General features: G+C 59.1%; 18 protein-coding genes. 3 read left to right on the top strand and 15 right to left on the bottom strand.

Annotated features, from left to right (window positions below; translation table 11 throughout):
* Window positions 1-50 precede the first annotated feature (50 nt).
* The 4 genes from LDN12_RS13365 to lexA form a co-directional block, all read right to left on the bottom strand.
* On the bottom strand, window positions 51-392 hold the full coding sequence (locus LDN12_RS13365; protein ID WP_223923158.1) for a c-type cytochrome: 342 nt from the start codon (window positions 390-392) through the stop codon (window positions 51-53).
* Between the two features lie 118 nt (window positions 393-510).
* A complete protein-coding gene (locus tag LDN12_RS13360) occupies window positions 511-990 on the bottom strand; it encodes a class II SORL domain-containing protein (RefSeq protein WP_223923157.1) in 480 nt (159 codons plus the stop codon).
* A 164-nt stretch (window positions 991-1,154) separates the two neighbouring features.
* A complete protein-coding gene (gene dinB / locus LDN12_RS13355) occupies window positions 1,155-2,390 on the bottom strand; it encodes a DNA polymerase IV (RefSeq protein ID WP_223923156.1) in 1,236 nt (411 codons plus the stop codon).
* Window positions 2,391-2,415: 25 nt separating this feature from the next.
* Window positions 2,416-3,021 (bottom strand): transcriptional repressor LexA, encoded by a 606-nt coding sequence (gene lexA / locus LDN12_RS13350; protein WP_223923155.1) that lies wholly within the window; start codon window positions 3,019-3,021, stop codon window positions 2,416-2,418.
* Window positions 3,022-3,171: 150 nt separating this feature from the next.
* On the opposite strand from lexA, the gene LDN12_RS13345 reads away from it, so the two are divergent.
* Window positions 3,172-3,468: an integration host factor subunit alpha gene (locus LDN12_RS13345; RefSeq protein WP_223923154.1), complete on the top strand. Its 297-nt coding sequence runs from the start codon at window positions 3,172-3,174 to the stop codon at window positions 3,466-3,468.
* Window positions 3,465-4,415, top strand: a complete 951-nt coding sequence (locus LDN12_RS13340) for an aldo/keto reductase (protein WP_223923153.1) — start codon at window positions 3,465-3,467, stop codon at window positions 4,413-4,415. The genes LDN12_RS13345 and LDN12_RS13340 overlap by 4 nt, the downstream gene beginning before the upstream one ends.
* Before the next feature lie 86 nt (window positions 4,416-4,501).
* On the opposite strand, the gene LDN12_RS13335 is transcribed toward LDN12_RS13340, so the two are convergent.
* From LDN12_RS13335 to LDN12_RS13325, 3 genes are all read right to left on the bottom strand, one after another.
* The gene (locus tag LDN12_RS13335) at window positions 4,502-5,464 is read right to left on the bottom strand and encodes a Tim44 domain-containing protein (protein WP_374045059.1); all 963 of its coding nucleotides are present in this window, start codon (window positions 5,462-5,464) and stop codon (window positions 4,502-4,504) included.
* 123 nt (window positions 5,465-5,587) lie between these two features.
* Window positions 5,588-6,334 carry a M48 family metallopeptidase gene (locus LDN12_RS13330; RefSeq protein WP_223923151.1) on the bottom strand — a complete coding sequence of 249 codons (747 nt, stop codon included), beginning with the start codon at window positions 6,332-6,334 and terminating at the stop codon, window positions 5,588-5,590.
* Complete coding sequence (locus LDN12_RS13325) at window positions 6,331-6,822, bottom strand: hypothetical protein (RefSeq protein WP_223923150.1); 492 nt, start codon at window positions 6,820-6,822, stop codon at window positions 6,331-6,333. The genes LDN12_RS13330 and LDN12_RS13325 overlap by 4 nt, the downstream gene beginning before the upstream one ends.
* A 299-nt stretch (window positions 6,823-7,121) precedes the next feature.
* Between LDN12_RS13325 and LDN12_RS13320 the strand changes: the two genes are divergently transcribed.
* The gene (locus tag LDN12_RS13320) at window positions 7,122-7,361 is read left to right on the top strand and encodes a hypothetical protein (RefSeq protein ID WP_223923149.1); all 240 of its coding nucleotides are present in this window, start codon (window positions 7,122-7,124) and stop codon (window positions 7,359-7,361) included.
* Between the two features lie 284 nt (window positions 7,362-7,645).
* Here the strand turns inward: LDN12_RS13320 and LDN12_RS13315 are convergent, their stop codons facing one another.
* From LDN12_RS13315 to LDN12_RS13280, 8 genes are all read right to left on the bottom strand, one after another.
* On the bottom strand, window positions 7,646-8,455 hold the full coding sequence (locus LDN12_RS13315; protein WP_223923148.1) for a TOBE domain-containing protein: 810 nt from the start codon (window positions 8,453-8,455) through the stop codon (window positions 7,646-7,648).
* Window positions 8,456-8,614: 159 nt separating this feature from the next.
* Entirely contained in the window at window positions 8,615-9,955 is a 1,341-nt protein-coding gene (locus LDN12_RS13310) for a porin (RefSeq protein WP_223923147.1), read from the bottom strand.
* Window positions 9,956-10,168: 213 nt separating this feature from the next.
* A complete protein-coding gene (locus LDN12_RS13305) occupies window positions 10,169-10,984 on the bottom strand; it encodes a TonB family protein (RefSeq protein ID WP_223923146.1) in 816 nt (271 codons plus the stop codon).
* A 3-nt stretch (window positions 10,985-10,987) separates the two neighbouring features.
* The gene (locus LDN12_RS13300; protein ID WP_223923145.1) at window positions 10,988-11,368 is read right to left on the bottom strand and encodes a biopolymer transporter ExbD; all 381 of its coding nucleotides are present in this window, start codon (window positions 11,366-11,368) and stop codon (window positions 10,988-10,990) included.
* Complete coding sequence (gene exbB / locus LDN12_RS13295; RefSeq protein ID WP_223923144.1) at window positions 11,349-11,789, bottom strand: TonB-system energizer ExbB; 441 nt, start codon at window positions 11,787-11,789, stop codon at window positions 11,349-11,351. Before exbB ends, LDN12_RS13300 begins: the two co-directional genes overlap by 20 nt.
* A 40-nt stretch (window positions 11,790-11,829) precedes the next feature.
* Window positions 11,830-13,557 (bottom strand): ShlB/FhaC/HecB family hemolysin secretion/activation protein, encoded by a 1,728-nt coding sequence (locus tag LDN12_RS13290; protein WP_223923143.1) that lies wholly within the window; start codon window positions 13,555-13,557, stop codon window positions 11,830-11,832.
* A gap of 62 nt (window positions 13,558-13,619) precedes the next feature.
* Window positions 13,620-14,654, bottom strand: coding sequence for a peptidylprolyl isomerase (locus LDN12_RS13285; RefSeq protein WP_223923142.1), 1,035 nt, complete (start codon window positions 14,652-14,654; stop codon window positions 13,620-13,622).
* Window positions 14,655-14,921: 267 nt separating this feature from the next.
* Window positions 14,922-15,824, bottom strand: coding sequence for a hypothetical protein (locus LDN12_RS13280; protein WP_223923141.1), 903 nt, complete (start codon window positions 15,822-15,824; stop codon window positions 14,922-14,924).
* Between the last annotated feature and the right edge of the window lie 190 nt (window positions 15,825-16,014).

Below are 16,014 nucleotides of genomic sequence, written 5' to 3'. Positions count from 1 at the left end.
ATTCGGGGCAGAGGCCCTTATTGATGGCCCGCAACCAATGTCCTGCGCGGTTACTTGTTGAAAGTGGCGAAGATATACACCGCGATGGCGTGGGCTTCCTCATCCGGGAGCGTGGCCGCGTCGAATTTGAGCATGCCGGGGCCGGGGTTTCTCATGATTCTGACGATATCTGAAGGCGTGTGAATATTGTTACGCGCGAGATCTGTCCGGGAAAAGGTCTTTTCCGGGTTGACCTCATTGCCGCCATCGGCATGGCAGGCAATGCAGTTTTGCAGAAACGCCGCTTTGCCCTTCTCGAGAACCGCATCCGCACAACGTGCGGTTAAGGCCGGCAGCAGCACCGTTCCCATCATCAGGCACGCCGCAACAAACCTTGTCATACCCTTCTGCATCCGACACCCCCTCGTGTGGTTTGCCGTACCGGCGGCCAATGAGTTGAAACGCCAGGAGCGGTGTACTATCCCGCCCCTGGCCTCCGGCATGTTCTACCACCAAAACCGTTCTCTGCCATCAGACAACCGAGATATCCAGGCTCGACTCCCAGGTGCCGTGCAGATTGCAGTGCTGTGACGCAACCAGGGTTACCTTCCCGGCCGGGGCCGCTTCCTTGGGGATGACCACGTCGAACGTAAGCCTGGGCTTCAGGAACCCCCTGGGCTGAAGGTCCATGCGACCGGCCGGTTCGTTGCCGATGGCAAGGGCGATGTACTCGATCCAGTGGGTTGGCCCCATGACATGCAGGTTTTCGCCCACCGAGACCTCAACGGTAAAGGGCTCGCCGGCCTTCACCGAAGCGGGTGCCGAAATGGCCGGGGCATGGGATTTTTCCAGGGGAGTTTTCTTGGCCGGGTCCTTTACCCGGTTGATGCCCTCAAAAAGTGACTGGTCCACCTTAGTCGGGAAATAGCGCTCCGCCGCGGCCAGGGTGGAACCGATGCCGGTGGCGATCGAACCGATGGCCGTTGCCTTCAGAAAAGTGCGTCTGTCCATAAGGTATTCTCCTTTCGAGTTGTGCCGACTACTGCCCTGCTCCGTAAGAGGCCCCTCAACATTGATTATCCCTGCACTTCCGTTAAGCGTCATCACTATGATACCAAAAGGCACCTGTTGTGCAACGGCCAGCTTTTCGGGGAGAATATTTTACCTGCCGGCGTTCATTCCACCTCCACGTTCCTGATCCCGCTCGGCCGCCAGGCCGGGGAGATGACGTGCGAGCCGCCCGATCCCCTGACAGGTACAAGAGTACCGAAGGTAACGGCCATGGCGCCGAAACGCTGGTTGAGATCGTCCACGGCCCTCGCCGCGGCTACCCTCTTGCGCTCGTCCTCGAACAGGGGCAACTGCTCGGACTGGTGTTTCAGGTTCGAAAGCCGCACCCCCAACAGCCTGACCGGTTGTTGCAGTTCTATACTGTCCAGAATCGGCAGGACCGCCCGGTAGATATCATCACTTAGGCTGACATAGCCGGGAAGCGTCGTCTGCTTGCCGATACCGGTGAAAAAATCGGCGTAGCGCACGTACAGGCCGATGGTCTTGCCGGCCACACGGTACCTGCGCGCCCGGTTGCCCACCATGTCGGAGAGTTGCAGCAGGAAACGCAGGATGTCCTCCCGCGCCTCGATGTCCCGTTCCAGGGTCATGCTGTGACTGACCGATTTCACCTCACCCTCTTCCCCGCAAGGGATGACCGGGGAGTCGTCCCGGCCCAGTCCCATCTGTTTGAGATGGGTGCCGATGGCCCCAAACCTCCTGATCAGCCTGGCTTCGTCGCAGCGGCCCAGTTCGCCGCAGGTGTAGATACCCATCTGGTTGAGGTGGCGCTGCATCTTTTTGCCGACACCGCACAGCGCCCCTATGGGCAGACGCTCCATAACGGCCGGCACGTCCGGCGGGGCAATGATCGTCAAGCCGTCCGGTTTGTTCATGTCGCTGGCCAATTTGGCGAGCAGTTTGTTGTGAGCGATGCCGACGGAACAGGTTATTCCAAGGCCATCCCTGATGCGGGACTTGAGTTGGCGGGCGATGTTTTCAGCGTTCCCGAAGATAGAAAGGGATCGGGTCACATCCATGAAGGCCTCGTCGATGGATAACACCTCCACTTCTGGGGAATAATCCTGCATCATCCCCATGATCTCGCGGGAAGCCCTGGTGTAACTCCTGTTGTTGCCGGTGACGAGCACGAGGTGCGGGCAGCACCGCTTGGCCTCCCACACCGCCATGCCGGTCCTGACGCCCAGGGCTCGGGCCTCGTAAGAGGAGGTGGTGACGACGGCGCGACTGCCAGCCCCGGTGACGGCAATCGGCTTACCCCTCAGGTCGGGGCTCGCCTGTTGCTCCACCGAAGCGAAGAAGGCATCCATGTCTATGTGGAGGATGGTCCTGTTTTTCATAATCGTGCTGCCTGGGCGGCCCTGACTACCGCATCCGACGGTAGATTCCGATGACTTTGCCGACGATATTAACCTCTCCGTCCTCCGGGCGGAGGATGATGGCCTTCATGTCGGGGTTGGCCGGTTGGAGACGAATACCGTCCCGCTCGCGGTAAAACCATTTCACGGTGGCCTCGCCGTCCACCATGGCCACCACGGTATCCTTGTTCTCTGCGGTGGGCTGGGGCCGGACCAGGGCCAGGTCGCCGTCGAAAATGCCCGCCGCGATCATGGAATCGCCGCTGACCCGCAGGAAAAAACAGCCCGCACCCTTGATTTCGCCCCGATCAACGGAAAAATATCCCTGGATATCCTCAATGGCCGGCGATAGAGTGCCGGCTCGTACCGTGCCGGCGATGGGGACAGAGATCGACGCCCCCGCGGGCCTGGTCAGCGCAATGCTGCGGGAACCTTCGTCCCGCCTGAGGCACCCTTTCTTTTCCAGGGCGGCCAGGTGCTTGGCCACGGGTAGCGTCCCGCTGACCCCCAGATGGCGGGCGATCTCCCGCTGGGTTGGCGGATAGCCGGTACCATCGATGTGTGAAACAATAAAATCCAATACTTGCCTCTGACGTCCGGTCAATTCCTGCATGGCGCCCCTCCATGGTATTCACATGAATACCATATGAGAGATGAAACCAGATGTCAAGTTTGCCCGATTGCAAAAAAATTCTCGTCGGGCTTGCGATAAGTAAGTCATTTAGTGTATGTTTCTCAAAGATCACCCAGACGAGAGGCAAACATGACCAAAGCAGACATCGTGGAGAATGTAACCAGAACGTGCGGATTTGCCAAAAAAGAATCCTACGACCTGGTGGAATCGGTTTTCAGCATCGTTAAGGCCACCCTGGAAAGCGGCCAGGAGGTCAAGATCTCGGGCTTCGGCAAATTCGAGGTCAAACAGAAGAATGCCCGCCGCGGCCGGAACCCTCAAACCGGAGAATCGATCATACTCGATCCCCGGCGAGTGCTCACCTTCAAGCCGAGCAACCTGTTGAGGGCGGCAATCAATGGTGATGCGGGACAAGGGCCGGCGTGAAACGGGTTCAACTCGGCTCCACCGGCATCAGCATCTTTCCGCTCATCTACGGCACCCTCCCCTTGGGGCCCCTCCAGGCCAACCTTGTTCCCCGCGAGGGAGGGAAGCTTATCCGCCACGCCCTTGAGCAGGGAGTCACCATGCTCGACACGGCCGCCCTCTACGGGACCTATCCCCATGTCCGGGAGGGGCTCGCCGGTTGGCGGGGCGAGGTGACCATCGCGACCAAGACCCATGCCGCCGACGCGGCCACCGCCCGAGGGCATGTGGAGCAGGCCCTGCGGGAGTTGGGCCGGGAACAGCTCGATATCGTGCATCTCCACGGCGCACGGGTAGCAGACCCGTTCGCGGAACGGGCCGACGTGCTGGAAACGCTCCTCACGATGAAGCAGGAGGGTAAAATCGCCCATGTGGGATTCTCCTCCCACTATATCCAGGCTTTCCGCAAGGTCGCTTCCCACCCGGAAATAGAGGTGATCCATCCGCTGATCAACAAAAACGGCATGGGCATCCTGGACGGCACCGCCGCGGAGATGGCCGAGGCCATCGCCACCTGCGCCCGCTCCGGTCAGGGAGTCTATGCCATGAAGGCCTTGGCGGGGGGCAATCTGATATCCGATGCCCGCCGGAGCATGGCCTTCGTGGCCGGGCTCGAAGGCATTCACGGGGTTGCCGTCGGCATGCTTTCCGAACAGGAGATCGACGCCAACGTAGCCTTCTTCGAGCACGGGGTGATGGAGGAGGCGGTCTGGCAAGGCCTGGAGAGCCGGCGCCGGCGATTGTTGATTATGGAACAGTTCTGCAAGGGATGCGGCAAATGCATCGACATCTGCGGCAGTAAGGCGTTGTCGCTGGTGGGCGGTAAAGCGGTGGTGGACGAGACGTCATGCGTACTGTGCGGCTACTGCGGTTCCGGGTGCCCCGAGTTTTTCATCCGGGTGGTCTGAGCAAAAGCCATCCCCCCAAACAATAACGGCCCAACCGGTTTTAAACCGGTTGGGCCGTTTTCGTTCGCCTTGTTCCGGCCTGAGATTTATTTCTGGTCAATCCCCGAAAGCTGCCACGGGTTGTTGCCCACGGGCCGGGTGAACGTCCAGAACTCCTCGAACTTCACCGGCTCGGTCTTGCTCCCCTCCACCACCTGGCCGCTCGTGTCGTCGGTCGTGTAGTCCAGCAGGTTGGCGTAGATCAGGGCCGTGACATAGTCCTGGCCTGATTCCTGCCATGCCTCGCTGACCTCCACCGTGCGCACGGCAATGTTCTCCAGCCGGTTTACCCTGTGCTCACGCAACAACCGGTCGATATCCTCCTGAAAGATGCGCCTCATCTCCGGGGTCAATAACGCGTTCACGCTGCTGAGATCCCGGTTCATCCAGGCACCCTGGATCTTGAAGAAAATATCCATGACCCCGTCTGTGAAGCGTTGCTCGTCGAAACCGGGGTCCATTTGCCGGATGTGGGAGAGCCCTGCGGCAAGGTCGCCGGCGGTGTCGGCGTAGGCGGATTGGATGGGGCGTGATGCCTCCGGCCCGGAGTAGCCGCCCATGGCAGAGGGATTCTGGTAGGTAGCGCCCTCATCGCGCCTTCTCCTCATCATCCGGTAGACCAGATAGATGATGCCGCCGACCAGGATGATCTCGAACAGCCCGATCCCGCCACCAAAGCCTCCTCCCATCCCGCCGCCGAAACCCAGGCTGCGGAACAGCATACCGCCCAGCATGCCGCCGACAAGGCCGCCGGCCATGTTACGCAGGAAACCACCTCCGGCAGGCTGGGGGGTCTGATAAGGCGACGGCGAGAATGGCTGGGGCGCGGCCTGCTGGTTTTGGCTAGGCTGCGAATAGGGTGATACCGGGCGGGAATAGCTGCGCGACCCGCGGCTGCCGAACGATCTGCCGCCGCCGGCGCGGGCCTCCGCGTTGACGGCGACGAGCGTTGTGCTCGCAAGCAGGGCCAACAGGCTGAAAATCACCACCAACAGAGATCTGCTTTTCATCATGACTCCTTTGTAACCAGGGTGTACTTTGGAGAGAGGGTAACCACTGCTGCACCATATGTCAATGAAGGCAACGCAGGCTCCGGTATACGACGGCAATCGGTCGCTGCAGGGCGCCGGGCATTACATGATACCGTTGAGCTGTTTGCGCAGCCTGGCGTGATCCGGTACGTAGCGCTCGACCAGCTTCCAGAAACCGGGCCCGTGGTGTCGCACCCTGACATGGCACAACTCGTGGATGATTACGTAATCGAGACACGCAGGGGATGCCTTGATGAGGTGGAGATTGAGCGTTATGCGGCCGGTACGGTACGAGTAGCTCCCCCAACGGCTTTTCATGGGTCGGATCACGAGGGGGGGGAGGGGAAAGCCTTCCGCCTCCATCCTCCGGTGACACTCGATTTCCCGCTCCGGGAAGATGCTCCTCGCCTGGTCCCAATACCAGGTATCGACGATCCGGCGGAGATCCGGGGCCTCCAGCTTGCCCGGAGCGGCAACCACCAGCGAACCGCCCCTGAGCACAACCGATTCGGCCGCGCCGTGCTCCAGGGTCAAGACATACCCCTTCCCCTGGAAGAAAAAGGTCGCACCGCTGTCGTAGCTCTGGGGAAGCACGGGCGGCCTGCCGTCGAACTCCCGCCACACCCTGGCAATCCATGCCGCCCGCCGGGAGACGAAATCCCGGATATCCCCGAGGGAGGTGCGCAAGGGAGCCCGGACGATCACCGACTTGTCCGGCCTGACCGTCATGCCCAGGGTCCTGCGCCGGGAATGGCAATATCTGAACGGAATCGCGATGCCATTGCACTCGATGGAATCGGGACGTAGCTGAGCCTGCTGACGCCGCTGCGGTTCTTTGGAAACGGTCACGGTCCTCCCTGCTTGACCCAGCCGATCAGGCTGCCCAGGGCATAAAGGCACCCCATGGGCACGACCCAGGCAACACAGAGCCAGCCCGACAGCTTCAGGCGCTTCGTTGCCAGGGCTTCCATGTCCTGACGGTAGGCCCTTTCTATCCTGTCGAATCCGGCATCCCCCTCCCTGCCAATCCTGTAGGCCTTGCGGACATGGGCGATCCATGGGCCATATCCCTGGGTGCGTGCTGATTCGAAAATCCTCTCGGGGGAGTCTCCCACAAAAGCGAGTCCGTCGTACCGCCGCACCTCTTCCGTTACGGCGAACACCATAGCCTTGTCCACCTGCCGGCGCTCCGGCATGATCAGCCAACCTGCCGCCACAAGCATAAGCAGGTACGCGACCCCTGTCACCAGCCAAAGACGCTGCCAGCTTTTCAGGCCGTGGCCCCTTTGCGCCCTGCTCCAGATGCCGGAACGATCTTTGTGGAGTATAACATTCATGGCCGCTTTCCAGGTCGTGCTGACAGTCCTTTCCGAGGATGCCCCGATGAACGGATGGTACGCCAGAGCCGCTGTGCGGTCAAGCAGGTGAAGTGGGACCAAAGCCTATAATCCATGGAAGCGCATACAACCCATTTGCGGTAGCCATCACCCCATATAAGGCAATCCAACAAGGGAAGGTAAAGACCATATAACCCATAACGCATTGATTCCCTGTCATTTCCGCCCATTAGGCACAATTGGCACCACTTATGCTGAAAGTAGAATCAGATTCATTAATCCTGTCGGAGGTAGTACAAATGAAAAAAGTTCTCTCCACCATCGTTGCCGCTCTCGTAGCTCTGTCCTTCTCGGCTGTTGTTTTCGCTGCTGACGCCGCCGCTCCGGCTGCCGACGCCGCTGCTCCGGCTGTTGAAAAGAAAGAAGTGAAAAAACCCGCTAAGAAAGCCAAAAAAGCCAAAAAAGCTAAAAAAGCCAAAAAAGCTGAGAAAAAAGAAGCCGCTCCGGCTGCTGACGCTGCTGCTCCGGCTGCAAAGTAATTCCTTTTCCTCCTAAGGGGGAACGCAAAAAGGCCGCATACCTCACCGTATGCGGCCTTTTTGATTTTTTATCCGTACGGTTCCGTGGTTTGCCCCAAAACCGTGTAACTTTATCCTCCCATGATCCGGGGAGTCCCCCCGAATGCGAACGTCGTTGTTGGCTTACCTCTGTTATTCCCATCAGCCACTCAGTTAAAATTCATGGGAATGCACCCGCTGTACACTGCCTTTATATCGTCATTGAACGCACAACATTACAAGCTCTTGACGTCCCTTTATTGGTCTCAGCTCACGCCGATGATGACGCTCGAAGCCTCGAACAGGGTGCAGGCGTGGCCGCCGACCACCAGGCCAAGCTGTTCAGCGCTGTCATGGGTGATGACGGCGGTGACGATTACGCCTTCTCCGATCTCAACGGCCACCTCGGTACTGACCGGCCCATCAATAACCTTGGTCACGGTACCGCAGAAGACATTGTGCGTGCTGACCTTGATATCATGCACATCGGTCCCGATCAAAACCGAGCTTGCCTTGATAATGGCGTAAGCCTCGACGCCTGGCTTCAACCCCAGGTTGTCGATGGCCCCGTTGGTAATAACAGCAGTAAGAGAGATGCCCCCCTTCAGCGTTATCCTGATCTCGGAATTGACGGCGCCCTTGGTAAGGGCAGTTATGGTGCCGATGAAGGTGTTACGCGCACTGACCTTCAGGGAAATCCTTTTGAGAAACCGAAGCAGCCTATCGGTATCATCAATCCTGCTTCCAAGGTTTTGCAGAAACTTGCGGTGCTCTTCCTGAATGACTTTGAACCGTGCGACCACCTCTTTACCTTCCGGGGTTAGTTTGGTGCCGCCACCGCCCTTGCCGCCCGTCAGACGATAAACCAGAGGTCTTTCCGCCATATTATTGACCAGATTAACCAGATCCCAAGCGGTTTTGTAGCAGAACCCCATAGCCCTGGCGGCCTTGCTGATTGAGCCGAGTTCATCGATCTTTTCCAGCAAGTCGATCCTATCGCTGCCCAGAAATTTGTTCTCGGCACGGTTAAACCAGAGGTTGCCGACAAGCCCGACTTTAATAGTATCGGTTTTCATAGAAACAACCCCGTAGTGTTTGAATAGCCATAAATTTATACATTTGACCCCCATGTGCTCCCCACCCAGGCCCCTTTCATGCAACCTATCGCAGGAAAGAGGCCTGGGGACACCACATGATGATTCTCGTCATACGCCCGGGCATTGCCTCATCAAATCCTAGAATACCAGCTGTAACTGCACCCGTGCCTGATTGTCGTCGGTAGGCTCCATGATTACGCTTGTGGATTGGGAGATCAGGTTCCTCTGCTTGTGGATGGCGGTGTAGTCGGCCTGGAGTTTCAGATAATGCTCCCTGATATACCAGGAGACCGCCACGCTGTTTTCGATCCAATGGTCGTTGAGGGCCAGGATGTTGTTGTTGATGTTCGGGTCCAGGTAGGCGTAGCGATAGGCTACTTCAAGCGTCTTCGGGATGACCATGTAGCCGGCCTGGGCATAGAACCCCATGGCCCGCTGACCGTACTTGGATTGCTGCGCGTCACCCTCGCCCCACATGTATTCGCCGATGACGGAAAGCCCGCGCCATTTGAAGGCGGCGTCCATGCCGAGCATGCTGATATTGACGCTCTCGCCCGACAAAAGTGTGCCGCGCTTGTTGAGGGCGAACCATCCGGTCTTGCTCTTCAGGTATCCCAGGCTGTTGTTGGAGGAGGTGCTGTACTCGGTCTCGGTGATGGTGTTGCGGTAATAATTTGCGCCGAAGGAGACAAGCGGTTTTTCCGTCTGTTCCAGATCAGCTTCAGTATTCTTCATCTCGCCGAAGGGATTGGCGGTAATGCGCGCGGAAAACGCGTTGTTCCGAGTGCTGCGCACGGAGTTCTGCCCCAAGCCTCCACTTACGGCAACACTGTAGGTGAGCAACCCTTTGGGGAGCTTGCCGTAAAGCCTCAAGCCGGTGTCGTAGGTCGGCGCAAAGGCGGCGGTAACATGAGACACATCCACAAATTGCAGGTCGGTGGCGGAAATCAACCATTGCCTGCCGAACTGTACCTTTTCCTGACCGGCGCGCACCTGGAGCTCATCGCGCCATTTATAATTAATAAAGGCGTTTTCCAGCAGGCCGCCGTTCTTCGTCGATCCGCCGGCGATATTGGAGAAGTTCGCCGTCACGTTATAGGTGAGGTCCTTGGAGAATACGTAGCCGCCGATGACCAGTTTGGCCCGCTTCACCTCGAACTGGCTGGAAGTGCCGCCCGGGGTGGTGGTCATGCCTGCGGACCTGGCTTTGTCGTCGTTGACGTCGTCGGAATTCAGGAGCGTGTACCGGGTTTGCAGGTAGCCGCCGATAGTGGTGCTGAAATTCCCGTCGGCCGTGGTCAGGGTGATCCCCTGCCCCAGCTTGTAGCTGACGGCGGGCGTGCTTTTCACGATCCTCTTATACTCCTCCTCGGTGATCATCCCCTTTTGCTTCAGCACGTCCTCCAGGCTCTCCGCCAGGGCAGTGCCGGCCTGAACCGTCAACATGGCAACACCCAACAAAATTGCACATTTCTTCATGTAAAACCTCCTTGAGATATGGCGTTAGCCCTGCAACGCCGTTGAAACCACAACAACTTGGAACCAATATATAACCAGACACATAACGCTGGATATGCGCGCCTCTGAGTCCGTCAAAAAAAAGGGGGGAATCTCTCCCCCCACCACACGAAGGAGGCTCAAAAGACGGGCCTGGGTTACACGGTTGCTGCAACAATCATGCATGCGCCCCGCTCATGAGCCGGGGGGCTGTTTCACCGGTACGGCAAGAGACTGCCGTGTCACGCTATTGCTGAAGCGCACGCCGATAATGAGCGGCATTTCTTTCGGCGGCTTCTCGAATGGCACGCTGTCCCGGGCGGACTGCAAGGCGCTGGCATCCAGGGCGGTATAGCCGCTGCTGACCTTTACCCTAAGGGAGCCGCCCTTGATATTCCCGGAATCCGTGACGATAAATGAGATTGTGGTGACCGCCTCGATCCCCATTCTCCTCACTTCCTTGGGGTAAACAAGGTGACTCCGAAGTCTTTTTACCACCCGTTCCGAGTACCTCCTGATCCTGTCCGCCTCCGTCTCCGCGGCCGTCCTGATGGTCTGCTGCCTTTGCTGCACCGCATCCGCACCCGGACTGGCGGCCCGGACAGTATCGGCGGGCGGCGCCGTCACGGCGGACACCGCCACAGGCTTTGTTTCCTGCTCCAGCGGCTTCGGCTTTTCCTCCACCTTGTGCACGCTGACCGGGCTCTCCGTGGCAACGGTCCGGTACATAGCGGGAACCGGCTTCCGGGGCCTGTTCACCTGTTGCGGAGGTGCCGCCTTCTGCGCTACCTTCTTTTCCGCCACCTGCCGGTCCGCAACCATGCCGAAAAGTTCGATCTGGAGCCTGGATCGGGCATGCTTGGCCGGAGTGTACAGGCTGAACACGATAAACGGCACAATGAAACAGGCGTGCAGGAGCGAAGAGACGGACAGCCATCGGCACATCCTGGAACGTCCCTGATAGTGTGACATCGCATCACCCTCGCCATACGTAACGGTACAAGTATTCATGGTTCACGTCCGATTCTTGGTCTGAACGGCCACCTTCTTGAAGCTCAACTGCTTCAGCAGGTCGGCCACATCGATGAAATGCTGGAGGGTGATCTCCCGGTCCGCCCGGATGATGAAGCCGGTGTCCTTGCCCAACGGCGCCAGTTCGCCTCTCAGGGACTCCAGGGTAACCTGCTTGCTGTTGAAATAAATTGTGCCGGCCGCGCCCAACTCGATGATGGCGGCCTTGTCCGTTTCCGCAGCGCTTTTCGAGGCCTGGGGCAGATTGACCGGGATTCTCCCGCTGGCGATGAAGCTCGACGTGGTCAGCACGATGGTCAGAAGCACCAGCATGATGTCCACGAACGGAATAACGTTCATGGTTTCAAAGGGCTTTTCGTCCATTGGCAATCTCCCATTTCAGCGTCAGCACTTTGGCCTTCCTCAAAAGCGCGTTGTACAGCACCACCGACACCAGCGCCACCACCAGCCCCACCGCCGTCGCCTTCAGGGCCAGGGCCAGCCCGATCATGATTTTACCCGTATCCATGGCAGCATCCTGACCCATGTTGTAAAAGGTCAGCATGATGCCCAGCACGGTCCCCAGAAGCCCCAGATACGGGGCGTTGCTCCCCACCGAGGCGATCACGGAGAGCTTCTCCGTCAGCACCAGCTCCAGGGATTTGATATTATCGAAATCCGCGATGCGGAGTTTCCGGTACAGGAAGAACCGCTCCAGCGCCACGGCCACCACCATTACGCTCAAGAACAACAACAGGCCGATGATGCCGTAATCAATAGTTCCGGACAGCCACTTCACAATCATATTCTATCCTTTCCCTTGGTTTGAAATGTGCAGGATCTCACTAGAACACCGCGCCGAATTGCAGCAGAATACGGGTGCCCGGATCGTTGACGCCGCTGGTCTTCCCCACAGGCTGCGCCACCTGGGCGGTGCAGAACAGTTGCTTGTAACTGGCGTAATACCCCAGGCCGATATCGCTCAGGATGAAGATATCGTTCACGGTGTACTCGCCCTTCTCCGCATAGGCCAAGCCATGGTCGAAGAATACCCCCAGGGACTGCTTGAGGCCAAACAGGGGGGGCAAGGCATACTTGGCTTCAAGATTCACCAGATAGCCGTTGTCGAAACCGACGCTTTCCGAATAGGCCTTGACGCCGCCGAGCCCGGAGATGAAGAACTGCTCGCTCGAATCGATATTGGCCGCCGACAACACCTGTTGCATCTTGAACGAGGCCTTGGCGGATATGTCCTCGGTCAACTCCAGGTTCGCGGACAGGGCAAGATCGAATTTCGAATAGATGCCTTCCGTATTGGCGGCGTTCTTACCCATGTTCAGCGCCTCCTGGGCGGCGTCCGTGAACTCCACCGAGCCGACGCTGAAGCTGGCGGTGGCATTGGTGAAGAGATGCTGGCCCAAGAGGCTGCCGTAGGCGTTCCGTTGCAGGGCCACGGTCCCCGCATAGGCCTCCCGCCGGTTATGGGTGCCCGTGTACCACAGGTCGTCCCACAGTTTCTTGTAGGTAAAATTTACGGAAAGGTCGTAGGCCTCCTCGCTGGTTTTTTTGACCGGATAGAATACGGTGCCTTCCAGTGAGTCCGCCACGCCTAGCGCGCTCAACGACGAATATTCACCGCCAAGCTCATAATTGGTCCGGGACACCGCCACTTCGCCGCGCAGGCCGTTATGGGCCAGGGGAAAGCCGTAGGCCAGCCGGGCATTCCACAGATCGCCGTCCTCGGTGGTCATGCCGCTGACCGAGAGCTTGTCGGCGCTGCCGGTGGGAGAATTGAGATCGATGCCGCCGTACACCCTGTTTCTTCCCGTGAAGCGCGACCCTTGATTGTCCGCCATGAGATAACCGGTAAAGCGCTGCCCGGCATCCACGCCCACCTCGAAATCGGTGGTGCCCGGCAGGGTCCCCGGCGCCAGGGTAACCGTGGGGATGGCGCAGCCCGGCATATCCCTGACCACCAGTATGGAGCGCTCAAGCCCCCCCTTGGTGACGACCTGTGACGCGCCTTTCTTGGTGTTGTCGAAGACCCCTTGCAGGAGCGAATCTCTCACCAGGGATTTGTTCTTCAGGGAGAAGGTGCCGTAGCTGCCCATGATGATCCTGATCGTCAGGATGCCGTCCCTGGCGTCCTGCTTGGGTATGTAGGCCTTGGCCACCAGGTAGCCCCGGTCCCGGTAGAAAAGCGTCAGCTTGTTGGCCGCCTCCCTGATCTCCGTCATGGTCAGGTCCCGGTTCTTGTACGGTGCCAGCAGAGCCGACAGCTTGGCCTCGTCCCCCTTTTCCGCACCTTCCAGCCGGAAATCCTTGATGAAGATCTTTTCGCCGTCGGTCAGGGAGAACGGTTTCTCCTCCTCCTGGATGATGACCGGCTTGGACGGGGTCGGCACCTCTTTCTTGGGCGGCGTAGGCGGCGGGGCCGCTTCCTTCATGGCGCCGCCGATATTGTAATCGGGGATCTGCGGGGCGGCGAACGCGGTGGACGCGGCAATGGCGAACACCAAAATGGTCAGTATCCGCACGGCGCTTGCCGTCGGGCGTCGATTAAATATGTGCATGGTGGTGGTCCTCTGTCGTTTGTTGGTATGCCATGGCCACTCCTCGGGACGGCGGCCGCCCATCAGGAGTTATCTTCCGGCAGGCGGATCTCCACCTTTGCCCGGTCCCGCAGTTGCTTGACGAACGGCTGCAACTCCTTTTCCGCCTTTTCCTGCCTGACCGTGGCCATGATCCGGTCCTTCAGTTCGTCGAAGGTGGGGGTAAAGGCCGCTCTGCTCTCCATCACCTTGATGACGTGCAGACCGAAGCGGTCCTCCACGACAGCGGAGACGTCGCCCACCTTGAGATTTTTAACCTTGGCGTGCATTTCCGCCGGCATCTGCTCCGAGGTGAACCAGCCGATATCGCCGCCACGGGTCCGGTTCTTGGCGTCGTCGGAATACTGGGCCGCAAGGGCCGAGAAGTCATCCCCGCGGGCCACCCGTTTCTGGACCTCCGCAATTTTGTCGGCGGCGGCCTTTTTCTGCTCCTTGGTGGCATCCTTGGCCAAGGCGATCAGGATATGGCTGAGATGAACCCTGGGGGGTTGGGCAAAAGCGGCAGCATTGCGGTCGTAATAGTTCCTGGCCTCCTCGGGCGTAACCGTGACCTTCTTGCCGACCGCCTCTTCGATGAGGGTACGGATGGCGATCCCCTGGGCGATCTGCTCCCGCACCTGGGCTTCGCTCAGCTTCAGGCGCGTCAGGGTTTCGACGTACTGCGCCTCGCTGGCGAAGTTCGCTTTATACTGCTTGTATTCCCGGTCGACGGTCGCGGCGTCCACCGCGATGTTCCGCCGGCGGCTCTCCTGATAGAGCAGCTCGCGGGTGATCATGTTGTCCAGGGTTTCCTGTTTCACCCGTGCCATCATGGCGTCATGGGCCAGCTTGGCCTTGGCCTCCTGCACCTGGGTGGCGCTTTCCAGTTCCTTCCGGTACGCCCCCATGGTGATGGCCGTGCCGTTGACCAGCACGGCCGCAGCGGCGGGGTCTTCGGGTGCCGGCGCGGCGTGGCCCGGAGCGGCCAGACCGCAGGCGCACAGGGCCAGCGTCAGGAGCCTGGCTGCGGTTGAACAGCACACGGTGAAACGGTTACGGCGTTCGCATCTGTCTTTCATTGGTACCTCGCATGTATGACGTAGTGAACCGGCAAAGGTCGCTCATTTTGGCGCTTCGGCGGAACCTGCGGGCCGGTGCCCGCAGACTCTGCCGAGGGGCCAACACTGGGAGGGGATGACGGCGGCCCGCCGGAGAGCCCACGGCTCTGCCGGCTGACCGCCGTCCTTCCCGGTGCCGGGACGTTCCCCGGAACGTCCCTTGTATTCCGGCCCCGTTGTATGCCAAGGCCGGGTGTGCTGCGTGTTTGTTCCAGCTACCCGGTTGTGCTAGATCGTGCCGTAGCAATGAAGGGGGAGAAAGGTGCTATTCCAGGTACCGGCGCTGATTTGGCCCTGGATGTAGCTGTTGAGATTCGCCGCCACGGTATCGGACGGCAGGAGCAGGATCGCCTTCTGGTCCAGGGTATAGTCCGAATGGGTAAACTCCACGTAGGAAACGCTGTTCTTTATGCTGCAGATCTGCGCCAGGGACACGAACCCGTTTTTGGTGGTGCCGCTGGTGGTTACGGCGTCGAAGGTCAGGTTGATGTTGGTGTACAGCGGGGAGACGACCCAGGTGGGGATCGTCGTGGGCAGCGCTGTCCCTTCGATGCTGTTCACGATGGCATGCGCCTTCACCCCATAGGGGGCGCCGGCATTGGCAATGGCCGTGGAGCCTGCGGTGGTGGTATCGGCAATTACATACGTGCTCAAATTCGAGCCGGTCAGGGTCGCATAATAATCGCTATTCTTGTCGCTGATCGTGAGGTTCGAGATCAGTTCGTCCACCGTGCGGTCATCTGCCCCCCTATACGTAAAATATACGGGTACCCCTTTGGCATAGGAGTATGCTATGCGGGGGGAAGTGGTATCGTAATAATTTGCCGTCGTATCGGCGGCAAAAAACATACTGTAGAGGTTCGAATTGGCGTCGATCTGGCTCCTGAGGTTCGTCGTGGAATCGTTGCAGATCGTGATGGCCGTATTGGCGCCGGCAGTCGTCAACTGAAAAGCGTCCACCATATCCTGGGCCGGGGTCGTAAAGTTCGAGGCGACGGCTATTTTGGTAACATTCAGTCCGGTCCCGACGGTTCTGGTGACGCAGGTAGTGGCGGCCCAGCCGCCCGAGGCGGTGAGGGTCAAAACGGCAGCGGCCGTGCAACATGAATGAAGCGCTGTTTTAATGCTCATTTGTAATCCTCCATGTTTTTTCTGGTTATGTTTCACCTTTGTCTGATTCCACTTCCACCATAAGGGGCCGGGGCGCCCTCATGGCCATCTTCCCGGAGTAGACGTGGCGTTCGCCGTCCCGCCGCCGGGTTCCTCGCCTGCGGCACCGGGCCGCAGCTTCCAGCGTATTACGGGCTGATTCGCCCATCAC

The organism is Geobacter sp. AOG2 (assembly GCF_019972295.1).
Lineage (GTDB): Bacteria > Desulfobacterota > Desulfuromonadia > Geobacterales > Pseudopelobacteraceae > Oryzomonas.
The sequence above is the reverse complement of the archived record's forward strand: the minus strand, read 5'-3'. Positions and strand labels throughout refer to the sequence as shown.

Bases quoted from the DNA above. Each gene is read 5' to 3' on its own strand.
- LDN12_RS13345 (WP_223923154.1), top strand. From the start codon at position 3,172: ATGACCAAAGCAGACATCGTGGAGAATGTAACCAGAACGTGCGGATTT.
- LDN12_RS13365 (WP_223923158.1), bottom strand. From the start codon at position 392: ATGCAGAAGGGTATGACAAGGTTTGTTGCGGCGTGCCTGATGATGGGA.
- lexA (WP_223923155.1), bottom strand. From the start codon at position 3,021: ATGCAGGAATTGACCGGACGTCAGAGGCAAGTATTGGATTTTATTGTT.
- LDN12_RS13325 (WP_223923150.1), bottom strand. From the start codon at position 6,822: ATGAATGTTATACTCCACAAAGATCGTTCCGGCATCTGGAGCAGGGCG.
- exbB (WP_223923144.1), bottom strand. From the start codon at position 11,789: ATGATTGTGAAGTGGCTGTCCGGAACTATTGATTACGGCATCATCGGC.
- LDN12_RS13280 (WP_223923141.1), bottom strand. From the start codon at position 15,824: ATGAGCATTAAAACAGCGCTTCATTCATGTTGCACGGCCGCTGCCGTT.
- dinB (WP_223923156.1), bottom strand. From the start codon at position 2,390: ATGAAAAACAGGACCATCCTCCACATAGACATGGATGCCTTCTTCGCT.
- LDN12_RS13285 (WP_223923142.1), bottom strand. From the start codon at position 14,654: ATGAAAGACAGATGCGAACGCCGTAACCGTTTCACCGTGTGCTGTTCA.
- LDN12_RS13290 (WP_223923143.1), bottom strand. From the start codon at position 13,557: ATGCACATATTTAATCGACGCCCGACGGCAAGCGCCGTGCGGATACTG.
- LDN12_RS13360 (WP_223923157.1), bottom strand. From the start codon at position 990: ATGGACAGACGCACTTTTCTGAAGGCAACGGCCATCGGTTCGATCGCC.
- LDN12_RS13335 (WP_374045059.1), bottom strand. From the start codon at position 5,464: ATGAAAAGCAGATCTCTGTTGGTGGTGATTTTCAGCCTGTTGGCCCTG.
- LDN12_RS13320 (WP_223923149.1), top strand. From the start codon at position 7,122: ATGAAAAAAGTTCTCTCCACCATCGTTGCCGCTCTCGTAGCTCTGTCC.
- LDN12_RS13300 (WP_223923145.1), bottom strand. From the start codon at position 11,368: ATGGACGAAAAGCCCTTTGAAACCATGAACGTTATTCCGTTCGTGGAC.
- LDN12_RS13315 (WP_223923148.1), bottom strand. From the start codon at position 8,455: ATGAAAACCGATACTATTAAAGTCGGGCTTGTCGGCAACCTCTGGTTT.
- LDN12_RS13305 (WP_223923146.1), bottom strand. From the start codon at position 10,984: ATGAATACTTGTACCGTTACGTATGGCGAGGGTGATGCGATGTCACAC.
- LDN12_RS13310 (WP_223923147.1), bottom strand. From the start codon at position 9,955: ATGAAGAAATGTGCAATTTTGTTGGGTGTTGCCATGTTGACGGTTCAG.